Here is a 16,704-nt window from a genome sequence, read left to right on the forward strand (position 1 = left end):
GTTTCTTGCCGTAAGGCGGCCCCGCTCTTCCCGTTCCCTACCCCCTTGTGGGGGAGGGCCAGGGAGGGGGGTGGCTCCGGGCGAGACTGCCGTTGTGGACCCCCACCCACAACCCCTCCCCGCAAGGGGGAGGGGGGCGCAGCTGTGCACGGAGCTAGGGCAAAGCCTCAAGCGGCCTTCCCCTGCGCCAGCGAGGCGAACGTCTTGCCTTCCTCCGCGAGCTGCTTCAGCAGCGGCGCCGGCTCGAGCGAGGGATCATTGGTCTCCTTGGCATAGAACGCCAGCCGCTCGGCGATGTGCTTCAGGCCGACGCTGTCGGCCCAGTACATCGGGCCGCCGCGATAGATCGGCCAGCCATAGCCGTACAGCCAGACCACATCGATGTCGGACGGACGCGCGGCAATGCCTTCGGCGAGGATCTTCGCGCCCTCGTTGATCATCGGATACATCATGCGCTCGAGGATCTCCTCGTCGCTGACCGCGCGCCGCTTGAGGCCGAGCTTGGCGAGCGTCTCGTCGATCAGCTTCTCGACATCGGGATCCGGCAGCGGCGCGCGCGAGCCCGCCTCATATTTGTAATAGCCCTTGCCGGTCTTCTGGCCGAAGCGGCCGGCCTCGCACAGCGCATCCGCGATCTCGCTCTTGATGCCGCGGTCCTTGCGCGAGCGCCAGCCGATGTCGAGACCGGCGAGATCGCCCATCGCGAACGGGCCCATCGGCATGCCGAACTTGGTGACGACCGCATCGACCTGCTGCGGCAGCGCGCCTTCGAACAACAGCTTCTCGGCCTGCTTGCCGCGCTGCGCCAGCATGCGATTGCCGACGAAGCCGTCGCAGACGCCGACCACGGCCGGCACCTTTGCGATCTTGCGCGCGATCGACACCGCGGTGACGAGCGCATCCGGCGCCGTCTTCTCCGCACGCACGATTTCGCACAGCTTCATGACGTTAGCCGGCGAGAAGAAATGCATGCCGAGCACGTCCTGGGGCCGGCTGGTCTCTGCGGCGATGGCGTCGATGTTCAGATAGGACGTGTTCGAGGCCAGCACCGCGCCCGGCTTTGCGTATTGATCGAGCTTGCCGAACACTTCCTTCTTCACCGCCATGGTCTCGAACACCGCCTCGATGACGAGGTCGGCGTCCTTGACGTTCTCGAGACCGACCTTGCCGTCGATCAACGCCATGCGCTTGGCCGGTGCATCCGCCGGGATGCCGCCGCGCGCGGCGGTCGCCTCCCAGTTCTTCTGCATGACGCCCATGCCGCGCTTCAGCTGCTCCTCGGCGGTCTCGATCAGCGTGACCGGAATGCCAGCATTGGCGAACGACATCGCAATGCCGCCGCCCATGGTGCCGGCGCCGATGATCGCGACGCGCTCGACCTTGCGGCCCTTGGTGCCCTCGGGCACGCCGGCGATCTTGGCGGCCTCGCGCTCGGCGAAGAACGCATAGCGCTGCGCCTTGGACTGATCGCTGGTAAGCAGCTTGAGGAAACCTTCGCGCTCCTTCTTCAGGCCCTCGTCGAACGGCAGGTCGATCGCGTAGCCCACCGCGTCGGCCGCCGCGAACGGCGCCTCGAGCCCACGCGACTTCTTGGTGATCGCCGCCACCGCACTGGTGAAGATCGTGCGATCGGCCTTGGCGGCCGCCAGCTTGGAATCGTCATCGCGCAATTTGCGCAGCGGACGGTTCTCCGCCACCACCTTGCGCGCGAAGGCTTCGCCGCCCGATGCCGGCCCCTCGACGATCTCCTCGATCAGGCCCGCCTTCAGCGCTTCCGCTGCGCCGATCGGATCACCGCCGACGATCATCTTGACTGCGAGCTCGGGGCCTACGGCGCGCGGCAGGCGCTGGGTGCCGCCCGCGCCCGGCAGCAGGCCGAGCTTCACCTCGGGCAGTCCGAGCTTCGCCTCCTTGGTGGCGACACGATAATGACAGGCGAGCGCCACTTCGAGACCACCGCCCAGGGCCGTTCCATGAATCGCCGCAATGACCGGCTTGGGGCTGTTCTCGATCGTGCTCAGCACGTCGTTGAGCGCCGGCGGCTTCGGCGGCTTGCCGAACTCGGTGATGTCGGCCCCGGCGATGAAGGTACGGCCGCCGCAGGTCAGCACGATCGCCTTGATCGCGGGATCGGCGATCGCCGCCTTGACGTTGTCCAGGATGCCGCCGCGAACTGCGGCACTCAGCGCATTGACGGGCGGGCTGTCGATGGTGACGATGCCGATGATGTCATGACGGTCAAGCTTTGCCACTTCGCTCACGCGTAAGCTCCTTGGATGTCGTTTCTTTGCGGCCGGTTAACGCACCGGCCAATTCTTGGCTCTTCATTTGCGCAGAGTATCAGCCTTGCTTGCGTCTACCCGCTGCCGAACATCAATTCCGCAGTGCGAAATCTAATTCCACATCTTGACATCCAGGGTTATTTTGAAGCACGAGCGTTGTCAACGAGGCTCATCAATCAACAGCCGATGACATGAAACGCCCAGGGAAGAAACCCGCGACCGATCGGAGCTTCGTCGTCGCGCTGGCGCGCGGCCTCGACGTGCTGCGGGCGTTCCGGCCGAATGACGGCCTGCTGGGCAATCAGGAAATCGCCGCGCGCACCAACCTGCCGAAGGCGACGGTCTCGCGCCTCACTTACACGCTCACCAAGCTCGGCTATCTCACCCCGGTGCCGCGCTTCGAGAAATACCAGCTGGCCCCAGCGGCGCTGGCGCTGGGCTACGCCGCGCTCGCCAATCTGGGCATCCGCCATCTTTCCGAGCCGTTCCGCGAGCAGCTGATGCGCGAGACCGGCGGCGCGGTCGCCATCGGCGGCCGCGACCGGCTGAGCATGATCTATTTCGGCCAGAGCCGTCACGGCGTCATCAACGTTCAACTCGACGTCGGCTCGCGCATTCCGATTGCAACGACCGCGATGGGCCGCGCCTACATCTGGGCGCTGCCGGACGAGGACCGCGCCGCGCTGATGCGGGAGATGCGCGAGCATTACGGCAGCCGTTGGCCGAAGATCCGCGACGGCATCGAGCGCGCCGGCGAGACCGTCGCGAAATATGGCTTCACGATCTCCGCCGGCGAATGGCAGGACGACGTTCATGCGGTCGGCGTCGCGTTGCGGCTGAACGACGGAACCGGTCCCTACGCCGTGAATTGCGGAGCACCGGCATTCCGCTTCACGGAAGAGCGCTTGCGCACCGACATTGGACCTCGTCTCGTCGCGATGGTAAGGAACATCGAAGCGGCGCTCGGCGGCCTCGCGCCGTCAACTAATCAAACAAGCAGCCCATCAAACAAAGAACTCAATAAAAAGCCGAAGCCAGGAGGAAAAGTTGCCCGTGTTGCCGAGGGTATCAGATAGCCTGCATCATCGCGGTCGGCTGGCGCCGCGTCCTGACCTGAACGATTTGGGGAGGGGCGAGACGAGATGACGCAGGCACAACTCGCCCAGACCAACGATCCGCTGCTCGTCGTCCGCGACGTCAGCGTAGTGTTCGGCGGCATCGTGGCGCTGAACGGCGTCTCGTTCGAGATGCGCGAGGGTCAGATCCTCGGCCTCATCGGCCCGAACGGCGCCGGCAAGACCACCCTGTTCAACTGCCTCAGCCGGCTCTACCAGCCGAGTTCCGGCGACATCCTGATGGAAGGCCACAGCATCCTGAAGCGGCCGCCGCACCGCATTGCCGAGATCGGCATCGGCCGCACCTTCCAGAATGTCGCGCTGTTTCCCAATCTCTCCGTGCTCGACAACGTCCGCGTCGGCACCCATGCGCGCACCTCCAGCGACATCATCTCGGATTCGCTGCGTCTGGCCTGGGTCCGGCGCAGCGAGAATTCCGTCAACACCAAGGTTCACGAAATTCTCGCCTATCTCGACCTCGAGGAGGTCGCGCACAAGACCGTGTCCGGGCTGCCGTTCGGCACCCAGAAGCGCGTCGAGCTGGCGCGCGCGCTCGCCGCCGATCCCAAGATCCTGCTGCTCGACGAGCCCGCCGGCGGGCTCAATCATGAGGAAGTCCATGTGCTGGGCGATCTGATCCGGCGCATTCGCGACGACCGCAAGGTGACCGTGCTGCTGGTCGAGCATCACATGGGACTGGTGATGTCGATCGCCGACCACGTCGTGGCGCTGAATTTCGGCCGCAAGCTCGCCGAGGGCACGCCCGCCCAGGTGCAGGCCGATCCCGACGTCATCAAGGCCTATCTCGGGAGCAAGGATCAATGACGCCGCTGCTCAACGTCAAGGACCTGCGCGCCTATTACGGCCAGGTCCAGGCCCTGCACGGCCTCTCCTTCTCCCTCAACGAGGGTTCGCTGACGACCCTGCTCGGCGCCAATGGCGCCGGCAAGACCACCACCCTGCGCGCCATCTGCAACATGGTGCGCTCGACCGGTGCGATCGAGTTCGAGGGGAAGCCGCTCAACAACAAATCGACCGAGAGCATCGTGCGCTTCGGCATCGCGCACGTGCCGCAGGGCCGCGGCACCTTCACCAACATGACGGTGGAAGAAAACCTGCAGCTCGGCGCCATCACGCGCAGCGACAAGGCGGGCATCGTCGCCGACATCGAGCGGATGTACTCCTACTTCCCCAAGCTGAAGGAACGCCACACCCAGCAGGCCGGCACCTTATCCGGCGGCGAGCAGCAGATGCTGGCGGTGGCCCGCGCGCTGATGCTGCGACCCAGGCTGATGCTGCTCGACGAGCCGTCGTTCGGCTTGGCACCGCTGGTGGTCCGCGACCTTTTCGGCATCCTCGGCAAGATCAACCGCGAGGAAAAGGTCTCGATCCTCGTGGTCGAGCAGAATGCGCAGCTCGCGCTCGAGCTCGCCGATCGGGCCTATGTGATCGAGACGGGCCGCATCGTCATGTCGGGCGCGGCCTCGGACATCGCGAAAGACGAGAACGTCCGCAAATCCTATTTGGGCTACTAACGGAGGCGGGACAATGGAGCTCTTCACCAACCAGGTCCTGGCCGGCATTGCGACGGGCGCGATCTACGCCTGCATGGCGCTCGCCGTCGTGATGATCTACCAGGCCATCGACCATCTCAACTTTGCGCAAGGCGAGATGGCGATGTTCTCGACATTCATCTCCTGGCAGCTGATGCAATGGGGCCTGCCCTACTGGGTCGCCTTCGTGGTGACGCTGGCCTTCTCCTTCGCCGGCGGCATCGTGATCGAGCGGGTGCTGTTCAAGCCACTGACCAAGGCGCCGATCCTGACCCAGGTCGCCGGCTTCATCGCGCTGTTCTCGATCATCAACTCCTGCGCCGGGCTGATCTGGGACTTCACCATCAAGCAGTACCCGACGCCGTTCGGCTCCTCGCCGTTCCTGGGCAGCCAGCTGATCTCGACCCATCAGGCCGGCATGATCGGCATCACCCTGCTGCTCCTGATCGGGCTGTACTTCTTCTTCCAGTACACCCGTGTCGGACTTGCGATGCGCGCGGCCGCAGCCTTGCCGGAATCGGCGCGGCTGGTCGGCATCAACACCTCCTGGATGATTGCGCTCGGCTGGGGCATGGCGGCCGCGATCGGCTCGATCGCCGGCATGCTGATCGCGCCGGTGGTGTTCCTCGAGCCCAACATGATGGGCGGCGTGCTGATCTACGGTTTCGCCGCGGCCGTGCTTGGGGGCCTCACCAGCCCCTTCGGTGCGGTGCTCGGCGGCTTCCTGGTCGGCATCTTCGAGAATCTCGCCGGCACCTACATTCCCCACGTGGGCAATGAGATGAAGCTGCCGATCGCACTGGCCCTCATCATCTCCGTCCTAGTCATCAAACCGGCCGGCCTGTTCGGCCGCAACATCGTGAAGCGAGTCTGATCATGAGCGCAGTCGAGGACATCGCATCCCAGGCGCCCGCGGTCGATGCCGTTCCGAAGCGGGCCATGACCTTGAGTTCCGGCACCACCTTCGTCGTCGTGCTTCTGCTTCTCGTGGTTCCGCTGTTCGTCAAGAACTTCATCATCTTCCAGATGACGATGCTCCTGATCTACGGACTCGCCGTGCTGGCGTTGAACATCCTGACCGGCGGCTCCGGACAGTTCTCTCTCGGGCAGAGCGCGTTCTATGCGGTCGGCGCCTATACGTCGGCGATCCTGATGGAGCAGTACAATGTCAACTACGCGCTGACCCTGCCGGTCGCCGGCGTCATCTGCTTCGGCTTCGGCTTCCTGTTCGGCCAACCGGCGCTGCGGCTCTCGGGCGTGTATCTCGCGCTCGCCACCTTCGCGCTCGCCACCGCGATGCCGCAGATCCTCAAGCTCGGCTTCTTCGAGGAATGGACCGGCGGCGTGCAGGGCCTCGTCGTCACCAAGCCGGACGCGCCGTTCGGCCTGCCGATGTCGCAGGACATGTGGCTGTACTACTTCACGCTGGCGATCACGATCGCGATCTACGTGTTCTCGGTGAACCTATTACGCTCGCGTTCGGGGCGGGCTTTCATGGCGATCCGCGACAACGAGATCGCAGCGTCCGCCATGGGCATCGACGTCGCGACCTACAAGACGCTGGCGTTCGGCGTCAGCGCCGGCATCACCGGCGTCGCCGGCGGCCTCGGCGCCATCGCCGTGCAGTTCGTGGCACCCGACAGCTACACGATCGTTCTCGCGATCTCGCTGTTCCTCGGCATGGTCGTCGGCGGCGTCGGCTGGCTGCCCGGATCGTTCGTCGGCGCGGCCTTCATCATCTTCGTTCCCAACATCGCCGAAGGCATTTCGAAGGGCCTGTCCGGCGCGGTGTTCGGCGTGCTGCTGTTCCTCGTCATCTTCCTCGTGCCGCACGGCTCGCGGCAGGTGGCGATGGTGGCGCAGCAGCTGCTCGGCAAACTCAGAAAGAACTAAGGAGGAACTCTTGCAGGTCGTTCAACAACTACGAATCGCCGCGATCGCGACGGCGGTCATCGCCCTCACCTCGGGCGCAGCACTCGCCCAGAAGAAATACGACGCCGGCGCGTCGGATACCGAGATCAAGATCGGCAACATCATGCCCTATAGCGGGCCGGCGTCCGCCTACGGCGTGATCGGAAAGACCGAGGAGGCGTATTTCAAGAAGATCAACGCCGAGGGCGGCATCAACGGCCGAAAGATCAACTTCGTCAGCTATGACGACGCCTATTCGCCGCCCAAGGCGGTCGAGCAGGTGCGCAAGCTGGTCGAAAGCGACGAGGTCCTGTTCGTCTTCAACCCGCTCGGCACGCCCTCAAACTCGGCGATCCAGAAATATCTCAACGGCAAGAAGATCCCGCAACTGTTCGTCGCCACCGGCGCAACCAAGTGGAACGACCCGAAGAACTTCCCCTGGACCATGGGCTGGCAGCCGAGCTACCAGAGCGAGGGCCGCATCTATGCGAAGTACCTGCTCAAGGACAAGCCCGGCGCCAAGGTCGGCGTGCTGTTCCAGAACGACGATTTCGGCAAGGATTATCTGAAGGGCCTCAAGGATGGCCTCGGCGACAAGGCCGCGTCCATGATCGTCATGGAAGAGAGCTACGAGACCTCCGAACCCTCGATCGACGGCCACATCGTCAAGCTGAAGGCCTCCGGCGCCGACGTCTTCTTCAGCGTCACGACGCCCAAGTTCGCGGCGCAGGCGATCAAGAAACTTGCCGAGATCGATTGGCATCCGACGCATCTGGTCGTCAACGTCTCGGCCTCGGTCGGCAGCGTGATCAAGCCGGCCGGCTTCGAGAACTCGCAAGGGATTCTTTCGGCCGCCTATGCCAAGGACGCTGCGGATCCGCAGTGGAACGATGATCCCGGCATGAAGAAGTTCTTCGACTTCCTCGCGCAGTATTATCCCGACGCCAACAAGCTCGACAGCTCGACCGTCTATGGCTACGGCGCCGCACAGACGCTCGTGAAGGTGCTGCAGATGTGCGGCGACGACCTCACCCGCGCCAATGTGATGAAGCAGGCCGCCAGCCTGAAGGACTTCGCGCCCGACACCTTGCTGCCGGGCGTCAAGATCAACACCTCGGCTACCGACTTCGCGCCCATCGAGCAATTGCAGATGATGCGGTTCAAAGGCGAGAAGTGGGAGCTGTTCGGCGAGGCGATCAGCGGCGCCATCGAGTAATCGTGCAATCGAGCATCGCCGCCGAGAGCGGTGCCGATCTCAACCTCGCCCTCCGCGCCATCCGCGCGGAGGGCTTTTTCGTAGGTCGCACCGACGATGCCATGAACGGTGGACAGACACCGTTAGCTGATCTCAGGCTGTTCTCGCAGAGCAATCACCCGCCCAAATTGTGCGCACTTCTCGCAACTGCGCAGATGTTGCGCGGACGCGGACCGATAAAACACGGACCGTGCCGTGATGTCGCAACCACGCCGCGGCGGCTCTGCTATAGTCCCCCGACACACGAGAGCTTCCGTCAAGGAGGCCACGGCACGTCATCCAGAACCAACACGGGAGAAACGCACCATGATGATCACGCGACGGGCCGCCCTTGCCTCGGCTGCCGCCATCGTCCTCGCCTCGAGTTCCGCGATCGCCGCCAACAAGAAGTACGACACCGGCGCCTCCGACACCGAGATCAAGATCGGCAACATCATGCCCTATAGCGGGCCGGCCTCGGCCTACGGCATCATCGGAAAGACGGAAGCGGCCTACTTCAAGAAGATCAACGCCGAGGGAGGCATCAACGGCCGCAAGATCAACTTCATCTCTTATGACGACGCCTATTCGCCGCCAAAGACGGTCGAACAGGCACGCAAGCTGGTCGAGAGCGATGAGGTGCTGTTCATCTTCAATTCGCTGGGCACGCCGCCGAACTCGGCAATCCACAAATACATGAACTCGAAGAAGGTCCCGCAGCTGTTCGTCGCCACCGGCGCCACCAAGTGGAACGACCCGAAGGATTTCCCCTGGACCATGGGCTGGCAGCCCAACTACCAGAGCGAATCCCGAATCTACGCAAAATATCTGCTGAAGGAAAAGCCGGACGCCAAGATCGCGGTGCTGTATCAGAACGATGATTACGGCAAGGATTATCTGAAAGGGCTGAAGGACGGGCTTGGCGCCAAGGCCGCCTCAATGATCGTGATGGAGGAGAGCTACGAGACCGCCGAACCCTCGATCGACAATCACATTGTCAAACTCAAGTCCACCGGCGCCGATGTATTCGTGAACATCACCACGCCGAAATTTGCGGCGCAGGCAATCAAGAAGGTCAAGGAGATCGACTGGAAGACGCTGCATATCCTCAACAACGTCTCCGCCTCCGTCGGCAGCGTCCTGAAGCCGGCTGGCTATGAGAATTCGCAGGACATCATCTCGGCGGCCTATCTCAAGGACGTCTCCGATCCGCAATGGAAGGATGACGCCGGGATGAAACAGTTCCTCGACTTCATGGCAAAGGATTTCCCCGAGGGCGACAAACTCGATGGCGGCACCGTCGTCGGCTACAGCGTGGCCCAGACGCTGGTGCAGGTGCTGAAGCAATGCGGCGACGACCTCACTCGCGAGAACGTCATGAAGCAGGCCGCATCGCTGCGCAACTTCCGCACCGAGATGCTGCTGCCTGGCATCACGATCAACACCTCGGCGACCGACTTCGCACCCGTCAGCCAGCTGCAACTGATGCGCTTCAAGGGCGAGAAGTGGGAGCTGTTCGGCGACGTGATCTCCGCCGACGTCGGCGGCTAACGACGAGACGCAGTTGAAACCGCCGCCTGCGGCCTCGCGCCGCAGGCGGCGCTCTCTCCAAGCATCTTTGCTGTCTTTGCCAAGAATTTCTTAAGCTAGGAGTTGAAAGAGAGGCGGTCATGCAGCGGCGGCGGTTACGCCGAGCGCGCGGCTGCGCTATGGGGACTCGTCCGGAGTGAAACGAGTCGCCCGCCTTGCGGGCGGATCCAACAACAAGGCCAAGCTCCAAGGCCGAGAAGGAGTCCCCACGTGACCACTGCCCTCACCCGCCGCACGCTCTCCAGCATGCTCGGTCTCGCCTTGGTTGGCGCCGCTGCCGGCAGCGCCCATGCCGACAAGAAATACGACACCGGAGCCAGCGACACCGAGATCAGGATCGGCAACATCGTGCCCTATAGCGGCCCGGCCTCGGCCTATGGCTCGGTCGGCAAGGCGATGTCGGCAGTGTTCAAGAAGGTCAACGACGAGGGCGGCATCAACGGTCGCAAGATCAATTTCATCTCCTACGACGACGCCTATTCGCCGCCAAAGACCGTCGAGCAGGCGCGCAAACTGGTGGAGAGCGACGAGGTGCTCTTCCTGTTCGGTGTGCTCGGGACTGCGCCCAACACGGCGATCCAGAAATACATGAACGCCAAGAAGGTGCCGCAGCTGTTCGTCGCCACCGGCGCCACCAAGTGGAACGAGCCCAAGACCAATCCGTGGACCATGGGATGGCTGCCGAGCTATCAGTCGGAAGCCCGCATCTATGCCAAATATCTCACCGCGCAGCAGCCGACCGGCAAGATCGCAGTGCTCTACCAGAACGACGACATGGGCAAGGACTATCTGAAGGGTCTCAAGGATGGCCTTGGCGACACGTCCCGCGTGGTGCTGGAGGAGAGCTACGAAATCGCCGAACCCACGGTGGAGTCGCACATCGTCAAGATGAAGTCGGCCAATCCGGACATCGTCGTGCTGTTCACCACACCGAAATCCGGCGCACAGGCGATCAAGAAGCTCGGCGAGATGAACTGGAAGCCGCTCACCATCATCTCGAACGTCAGCGCCTCGACCGCGGCGGTGATGCGGCCGGCCGGCGTCGAGAACTCGCAAGGGGTGATCTCGGCCGCCTATGCCAAGGATGCCTCCGATCCGCAATGGGCCAACGACCCCGGTCTTGGCGCGTTCAGGGAGCTGCTCGCCAAATATCTGCCGGAAATCAACCCCGTGGATTCGTCGGCGCTGACCGGTTACAACATCGCCACCACAATGGTCGAGGTGCTGAAGCGATGCGGCGACGAACTGACCCGCGCCAATGTCATGAAGCAGGCGGCAGGCCTGAAGCAGTTTGCGCAGGGCGGGCTGTTGCCCGGCATCACGCTGACCACCGGTCCGGACGACTTCCAGCCGATCGAGCAGCTGCAGCTGATGCAGTTCAAGGGCGAGCGCTGGCAGTTGTTCGGCGAGGTCATGAGCGGCGAGCTGAAATAGGCTCTGCACGGCAGATGGGCGGCGCCGCATGACCAGCCGCCGTCCGTTGTTGCGCTCGATCTTCGATGCCGCCGTCGCCGCGGCGCATCCCGACGTCGTGCTGCCGGCATTCCTGCCGGCGGCTCCCAAAGGACGAATCATCTGCCTCGCCGCCGGCAAGGGCGCGGCCGCGATGGCGCTCGCGGCCGAGCGCCATTACCTGGACACGCTCGGGTTCGATCCCGCGAAGCTGACCGGCATCGCAACCACCCGCCACGGCCATGGTGTGCCGACCCGGCGGGTGAAGGTGATCGAGGCCGGACATCCGATGCCGGACGAGGCCGGGCTGAAGGCCGCCGACGAGACGCTGCAATTGGCGGCAACCGCCGAGCCCGGCGACCTGATGCTGGTGCTGCTCTCCGGTGGTGGGTCCGCCAATTGGGTCGCGCCGGTGAACGGTGTCAGCTTCGCGCAGAAGCAGCAGCTGACCCGCGCGCTGCTCCGCTCGGGCGCACCGATCGGCGAAATGAATACGGTCCGCAAGCATCTGTCGCGAATCAAGGGCGGCCGGCTGGCGCGGGCCGGGCAGAAGGCCGAGATCGTGACGCTGGCGATCTCCGACGTGCCGCATGACGATCCCTCGGCGATCGCATCGGGTCCGACGGTGCCCGATCCGACCACGCTGGCCGATGCCCGCGGCATCGTCGCCAAATACAAGCTCGAGGTCGACCCGGCGATCGGTCGGGCGCTCGATGATGCCGCCAATGAGAGCTGCAAGCCCGGCGATGCCGCCTTCGTCCGCGCCTCGTTCGAGCTGATCGCGCGCCCCGCCAGCTCGCTGGAGGCGGCCGTGGCCAGCGTCAAGGCCGCGGGCTACGACGTGCTCGATCTCGGCGCCGATCTCGAGGGTGAGGCCCGCGAGGTCGCGGCCGATCACGCCAAACTGGCGCGCGAGGCCCGCGCGCTCGGCCGCCGCATGGCGATCATTTCCGGCGGCGAGCTCACCGTGACGGTGCGCGGCCAGGGCCGCGGCGGCCCGAACCAGGAATATGCCCTGGCGCTCGCCGACCTCCTCAAGGACATGGAGGGCGTCGCGGCGCTCGCCGGCGACACCGACGGCGCCGATGGCGGCGGCGGCAGCGCCTCCGATCCGGCCGGTGCGCTTGTCGATGCCGAGGTCATCGCCGCGATGCGGGCGCAGGGGCTGGATCCGCAGGCCTATCTCGCCAACAACGACGCCACCGCGTTCTTCGCCGCGACCGGCGGCCTGCTGCAGACCGGACCGACGCTCACCAACGTGAACGACGTCAGGGTCATCCTGGTCGATTGAAGGGCGCGACTGCGTCCTTCAGAACTCCTCCGCGATCTTGGTGAGCATCGCCAGCAGCGCGTCGCGGCCATCCGGGCCCAGCAGCTCGTTGAGCCGCGCCTCGTGCTTCGACACCACCAGCTTCTTGGCGCGGGCCAGCACGGCGCGGCCCTTCTCGGTCAGCATCAGGATGTGCGAGCGCCGGTCGTTGGCCGAACGCACCCGCGCACACAGGTCGCGGCTCTCGAGGCTGTCCAGCAAGGACACGAAGTTCGGCCGCAGGATGCCCAGGGTGTTGGCGATCTCGGTCTGGTTACGGCCCGGATTGGCGTCGAGCAGCAGCAACACCGAGAACTGGGCCGGCGTCAGTTGCAGCGGCGCGACGCAGCGCAGGAAGTCCTCGAACACCTTCAACTGCGCCCGTTTCAGCACATAGCCAAGCAGATCCGACAGCTCGCCGAGCTGGACCGCTTGCGTCTCGTCGGCCGCTACGGCAGCTTCCTTGCGGCTTTCCCTCTTGCTGACGGGCTTGGCGCTATCGGCCATCACGGTCCGCCAAATTCATCGCATTTGCTTCCATCCCTGGTCTCGAATGCCGCAGCCGGAACAGCGGCCTTGAGATTATAATCGATAATTGTTATCCACTATATCAAACACGGGCAGCCCAATTCAACTGCCCAAGACCGGCGGACGGCGCAGGGCGCCGGCCGCGCCCGGTCACCACAGAGGGGGAGCGTCCTGTCTTGAACACAACGATCTTGCTGTTCCTGTTGCAGGACGGCATTACCAATGGCGCGATCTACGCGCTGCTCGGGCTGGCGCTCGTGCTGGTGTTTGCCGTCACCCGGGTGATCCTGATCCCGCAGGGCGAATTCGTCACCTACGGCGCCCTCACCTATGCCTCGCTCGCTGCCGGCCAAATGCCGGGCACCGCGAAGCTCGCCGTCGTGATCGGGCTCGCGGCCTTCGCCTTCGACCTCTACGCCATGCGCAAGACGCTGCACGCGCCGAAGATCGCGCGCACCTTCGGCCTCAACGTCGCCCTCCCTGTCGTCATTCTGCTCGCCAGCATGTGGGCGGCGAACCAGCGCATGCCCGCCGGCGTCAGCCTGGTGCTGTCGCTGCTGATCGTGGCCAGCATCGGCCTGTCGCTCTACCGCATCGTGTTCCAGCCGCTCGCGCACACCTCGGTGCTGGTGCTGCTGATCGCCTCGGTCGGCGTTCACCTCGCACTGCAGGGCCTCGGCCTGCTGTTCTTCGGCGCCGAGGGTCAGCGTGGCCCGACCCTGCTCAATGCCACGGCGACGCTCGGCTCGCTGCGCTTCACCGGGCAGGGCATAGCGGTCTACGGCATCACCATCGCCTTCATCGTCGGCCTCTGGCTGTTCTTCGGCCTGACGCTCTACGGCAAGGCGCTGCGCGCCACCGCCGTCAACCGGCTCGGCGCCCGCCTCGTCGGCATCCGCACCACGCTGTCGGGCCAGATCGCGTTCCTGCTGGCCTCCACCATCGGCGCGCTCTCGGGTATCCTGATCGTCCCGATCACGACGCTCTATTACGACACCGGCTTCCTGATCGGCCTCAAAGGCTTCATCGCCGCGATCATCGGCGGCCTGATCAGCTATCCGCTGACTGCGGTCGCCGCGCTCGTCGTCGGCATCGTCGAGGCGTTCTCCTCGTTCTATGCCTCCAACTTCAAGGAGGTGATCGTCTTCACGCTGCTGATCCCGGTTCTGCTGCTGCGTTCGCTCGCCGCGCCCGCGGTCGAAGAAGAGAAGGATTGAGCCGTGCGCGAGCGTTGGCCTCTCATCGTCTTTGCCGTCATCGTCGCGGCGATCCCGTTCGTCCCGGGCATGCCGCCGTTCTGGATCGTGCTGCTCGACAATATCGGCCTGTCGGCGCTGGTCGCGATGGGGCTGGTGCTGCTGACCGGCGTCGGCGGTCTGACCTCGTTCGGCCAGGCCGCCTTTGTCGGCTTCGGCGCCTACACGACTGCGGTGCTGTCGGCCAATTACGGCGTATCGCCGTGGCTGACCCTGCCGCTGTCGCTGCTGGTGTCCGGCCTCGCCGCCGTTCTGCTCGGCCTCGTCACGGTCAGGCTGTCCGGCCACTATCTGCCGCTCGGCACGCTCGCCTGGGGCCTCGGCCTGTTCTATCTGTTCAGCAAGCTCGCCTTCCTCGGCCGCAACGACGGCATCTCCGGCATCCCGCCGCTGTCGATCGGCAGCCTCAAGATGCTCGATCCCGGCACGATCTATTTCGCGATCTGGGCCGCCGTTCTGATCTCCGCACTGTTGACGATGAACCTGCTGGACTCCCGCACCGGCCGCGCCATTCGCGCGCTGCGCCGCGGCCACATCGCCGCGGAAGCGTTCGGCGTCTATGCACCTCGCGCCAAGCTGCTGGTGTTCATCTATGCCGCCGTGCTCGCCGGCCTCTCGGGCTGGCTCTATGCGCACTTCACCCGCGCCGTGAACCCGACGCCGTTCGGCGCCCAGGCCGGCATCGAATATCTGTTCGTCGCCGTGGTCGGCGGCGCCGGCTATGTCTGGGGCGGCGTGCTCGGCGCGGCGATCGTCGTCGTGCTGAAAGAGGTGCTGCAAAGCTACCTCCCGCTGCTGCTGCATGGCGAGGGCCAGCTCGAGACCATCGTGTTCGGCATTCTCCTCGTCACGCTTCTCCAGCTCGCCCCGACCGGCCTGTGGCCGTGGCTGACGGCGCGGCTGCCGTTCAAGCCGGTTGCCAAGCAGCCGGACACGTCGGTCAAACTGCCGGCGCGGGAGCGATCTGCGACGACTCCAAACGTGCTGCTCCAGGTCGACAACGCGCGTAAGCAGTTCGGCGGCGTGGTCGCGGTCAACAACGTCTCGTTCGACGTCCAGTCCCGCGAGATCGTCGCGCTGATCGGCCCGAACGGCGCCGGCAAGAGCACGACCTTCAACCTGATCACCGGCGTGCTGCCGCCGACCTCCGGCAACATCTCGGTGCTCGGCAAGGCCGTCGGCAACGCCCCGCCGCAGGACGTCGTCAAGCTCGGCATTTCCCGTACCTTCCAGCACGTGAAGCTGGTGCCGGACATGACGGTGCTCGAGAACGTCGCGATCGGCGCGCATCTGCGCGGCCATTCCAACGCGCTCACGAGCATGTTCCGGCTCGATCGCGGCGACGAAGCCAAGCTGCTCGCGGAAGCCGCGCGGCAGATCGAGCGCGTCGGGCTCGGCGACCAGATGCACCAGCTTGCCGGCTCGTTGTCTCTCGGCCAGCAGCGCATCGTCGAGATCGCCCGCGCGCTGTGCGTGGATCCGATGCTGCTGCTGCTCGACGAGCCGGCCGCCGGCCTGCGCCACATGGAGAAGCAACGCCTCGGCGCGCTGCTGCGCGACCTCCGCGCCGGCGGCATGTCGGTGCTGCTGGTCGAACACGACATGGGATTTGTCATGGACCTCGCCGACCGCATCGTGGTGCTCGATTTCGGCACCAAGATCGCCGAGGGCACACCTGCCGCGATCAAGACCAATCCGGAGGTCATCAAGGCGTATCTCGGAGCCACCGCATGAGCACGCTGCTGGAAGTCACCGACGCCCATGTCTCCTACGGCAAGGTCGAGGCGGTCCGCTCGGTCTCGCTCACCGTGGCCGAGAACGAGATCGTCACCATCATCGGCGCCAATGGCGCCGGCAAGACCACGCTGCTCAGTGCCATCATGGGCGTGTTTCCGCTGAAGGGTCGCGTCTCCTTCCTGGGCGAGGACATGGCCCGGCTGGAGATCGAGGACCGCGTCGCGCGCGGTCTCTGTCTGGTGCCGGAGCATCGCGAGCTGTTCGCCACCATGAACGTCGAGGACAATCTGCAGCTCGGCGCTTTCAGAATGTCGAAGGCCCACGCCGCACGCGGCTTCGAGCACGTCTACACGCTGTTTCCGAAGCTCAAGGAGCGGCGCAAGCAGCTCGCCGGCACGCTCTCCGGCGGCGAGCAGCAGATGCTGGCGATGGGGCGCGCGCTGATGGGCGCGCCAAAGATGCTGATGCTGGACGAGCCCAGCCTTGGCCTGGCGCCGATCATCGTCGCCGGCATCTTCGAAATCGTCGCCAAGCTGCGCCAGGAAGGCGTCTCGGTGCTGCTGGTCGAGCAGAACGCCAAGGCCGCGCTCAAGGTCGCCGACCGCGCCTATGTCATGGAGCTCGGCGAGTTCGTGCTTAACGGCAAGGCCAGCGAGATCGCCACCGACGAGCGCGTGGCGGCGAGCTATCTCGGCTTTGCCGAGGCGGCCGCGAGCTGAGCCCGATGTCGATGGGGT

Annotated in this window: 14 protein-coding genes; 12 read left to right on the forward strand and 2 right to left on the reverse strand. The window is 64.9% G+C overall.

Annotated elements, in window-relative coordinates; all coding sequences use genetic code 11:
- Positions 1 to 167: 167 nt before the first annotated feature.
- On the reverse strand, positions 168 to 2,261 hold the full coding sequence (locus QW887_RS19200) for a 3-hydroxyacyl-CoA dehydrogenase NAD-binding domain-containing protein (protein WP_315825954.1): 2,094 nt from the start codon (positions 2,259 to 2,261) through the stop codon (positions 168 to 170).
- A gap of 212 nt (positions 2,262 to 2,473) precedes the next feature.
- Here QW887_RS19200 and QW887_RS19205 point away from each other — a divergent pair, with 212 nt between their 5' ends.
- The 9 genes from QW887_RS19205 to QW887_RS19245 all read left to right on the forward strand — a co-directional run bounded on the left by QW887_RS19205 (position 2,474) and on the right by QW887_RS19245 (position 12,428).
- Positions 2,474 to 3,358, forward strand: a complete 885-nt coding sequence (locus QW887_RS19205) for an IclR family transcriptional regulator (RefSeq protein ID WP_315713776.1) — start codon at positions 2,474 to 2,476, stop codon at positions 3,356 to 3,358.
- Positions 3,359 to 3,424: 66 nt separating this feature from the next.
- Complete coding sequence (locus QW887_RS19210) at positions 3,425 to 4,222, forward strand: ABC transporter ATP-binding protein (RefSeq protein ID WP_315713775.1); 798 nt, start codon at positions 3,425 to 3,427, stop codon at positions 4,220 to 4,222.
- Entirely contained in the window at positions 4,219 to 4,932 is a 714-nt protein-coding gene (locus QW887_RS19215) for an ABC transporter ATP-binding protein (RefSeq protein WP_315713774.1), read from the forward strand. Before QW887_RS19210 ends, QW887_RS19215 begins: the two co-directional genes overlap by 4 nt.
- A gap of 13 nt (positions 4,933 to 4,945) precedes the next feature.
- On the forward strand, positions 4,946 to 5,824 hold the full coding sequence (locus QW887_RS19220; RefSeq protein WP_315713773.1) for a branched-chain amino acid ABC transporter permease: 879 nt from the start codon (positions 4,946 to 4,948) through the stop codon (positions 5,822 to 5,824).
- A 2-nt stretch (positions 5,825 to 5,826) separates the two neighbouring features.
- Entirely contained in the window at positions 5,827 to 6,843 is a 1,017-nt protein-coding gene (locus tag QW887_RS19225; protein ID WP_315713772.1) for a branched-chain amino acid ABC transporter permease, read from the forward strand.
- 10 nt (positions 6,844 to 6,853) lie between these two features.
- On the forward strand, positions 6,854 to 8,077 hold the full coding sequence (locus QW887_RS19230) for an ABC transporter substrate-binding protein (RefSeq protein WP_315713771.1): 1,224 nt from the start codon (positions 6,854 to 6,856) through the stop codon (positions 8,075 to 8,077).
- Positions 8,078 to 8,422: 345 nt separating this feature from the next.
- Positions 8,423 to 9,646, forward strand: a complete 1,224-nt coding sequence (locus tag QW887_RS19235; protein WP_316169545.1) for an ABC transporter substrate-binding protein — start codon at positions 8,423 to 8,425, stop codon at positions 9,644 to 9,646.
- A gap of 249 nt (positions 9,647 to 9,895) precedes the next feature.
- Entirely contained in the window at positions 9,896 to 11,119 is a 1,224-nt protein-coding gene (locus QW887_RS19240) for an ABC transporter substrate-binding protein (RefSeq protein ID WP_316186651.1), read from the forward strand.
- A gap of 28 nt (positions 11,120 to 11,147) precedes the next feature.
- A complete protein-coding gene (locus tag QW887_RS19245) occupies positions 11,148 to 12,428 on the forward strand; it encodes a glycerate kinase (RefSeq protein WP_316169547.1) in 1,281 nt (426 codons plus the stop codon).
- An 18-nt stretch (positions 12,429 to 12,446) separates the two neighbouring features.
- On the opposite strand, the gene QW887_RS19250 is transcribed toward QW887_RS19245, so the two are convergent.
- Positions 12,447 to 12,953, reverse strand: coding sequence for a MarR family winged helix-turn-helix transcriptional regulator (locus tag QW887_RS19250; RefSeq protein WP_315713766.1), 507 nt, complete (start codon positions 12,951 to 12,953; stop codon positions 12,447 to 12,449).
- Positions 12,954 to 13,150: 197 nt separating this feature from the next.
- Here QW887_RS19250 and QW887_RS19255 point away from each other — a divergent pair, with 197 nt between their 5' ends.
- Genes QW887_RS19255 through QW887_RS19265 form a run of 3 tightly spaced genes read left to right on the forward strand, consistent with a single transcriptional unit; the run spans position 13,151 to position 16,686 of the window.
- Entirely contained in the window at positions 13,151 to 14,191 is a 1,041-nt protein-coding gene (locus QW887_RS19255) for a branched-chain amino acid ABC transporter permease (RefSeq protein ID WP_315713765.1), read from the forward strand.
- Between the two features lie 3 nt (positions 14,192 to 14,194).
- Positions 14,195 to 15,964, forward strand: a complete 1,770-nt coding sequence (locus tag QW887_RS19260) for a branched-chain amino acid ABC transporter ATP-binding protein/permease (protein WP_315713764.1) — start codon at positions 14,195 to 14,197, stop codon at positions 15,962 to 15,964.
- Entirely contained in the window at positions 15,961 to 16,686 is a 726-nt protein-coding gene (locus QW887_RS19265; RefSeq protein ID WP_315713763.1) for an ABC transporter ATP-binding protein, read from the forward strand. The genes QW887_RS19260 and QW887_RS19265 overlap by 4 nt, the downstream gene beginning before the upstream one ends.
- Positions 16,687 to 16,704: the final 18 nt, after the last annotated feature.

The sequence above is a fragment of the Bradyrhizobium sp. SZCCHNRI3052 genome, assembly GCF_032484895.1.
In the GTDB taxonomy this organism is placed as follows: Bacteria; Pseudomonadota; Alphaproteobacteria; order Rhizobiales; family Xanthobacteraceae; genus Bradyrhizobium.

Excerpts from the sequence above, each read along its gene's own strand:
- QW887_RS19235 (WP_316169545.1), top strand. The coding sequence starts at position 8,423 with ATGATGATCACGCGACGGGCCGCCCTTGCCTCGGCTGCCGCCATCGTC.
- QW887_RS19205 (WP_315713776.1), top strand. The coding sequence starts at position 2,474 with ATGAAACGCCCAGGGAAGAAACCCGCGACCGATCGGAGCTTCGTCGTC.
- QW887_RS19245 (WP_316169547.1), top strand. The coding sequence starts at position 11,148 with ATGACCAGCCGCCGTCCGTTGTTGCGCTCGATCTTCGATGCCGCCGTC.
- QW887_RS19210 (WP_315713775.1), top strand. The coding sequence starts at position 3,425 with ATGACGCAGGCACAACTCGCCCAGACCAACGATCCGCTGCTCGTCGTC.
- QW887_RS19215 (WP_315713774.1), top strand. The coding sequence starts at position 4,219 with ATGACGCCGCTGCTCAACGTCAAGGACCTGCGCGCCTATTACGGCCAG.
- QW887_RS19250 (WP_315713766.1), bottom strand. The coding sequence starts at position 12,953 with ATGGCCGATAGCGCCAAGCCCGTCAGCAAGAGGGAAAGCCGCAAGGAA.
- QW887_RS19220 (WP_315713773.1), top strand. The coding sequence starts at position 4,946 with ATGGAGCTCTTCACCAACCAGGTCCTGGCCGGCATTGCGACGGGCGCG.
- QW887_RS19225 (WP_315713772.1), top strand. The coding sequence starts at position 5,827 with ATGAGCGCAGTCGAGGACATCGCATCCCAGGCGCCCGCGGTCGATGCC.
- QW887_RS19265 (WP_315713763.1), top strand. The coding sequence starts at position 15,961 with ATGAGCACGCTGCTGGAAGTCACCGACGCCCATGTCTCCTACGGCAAG.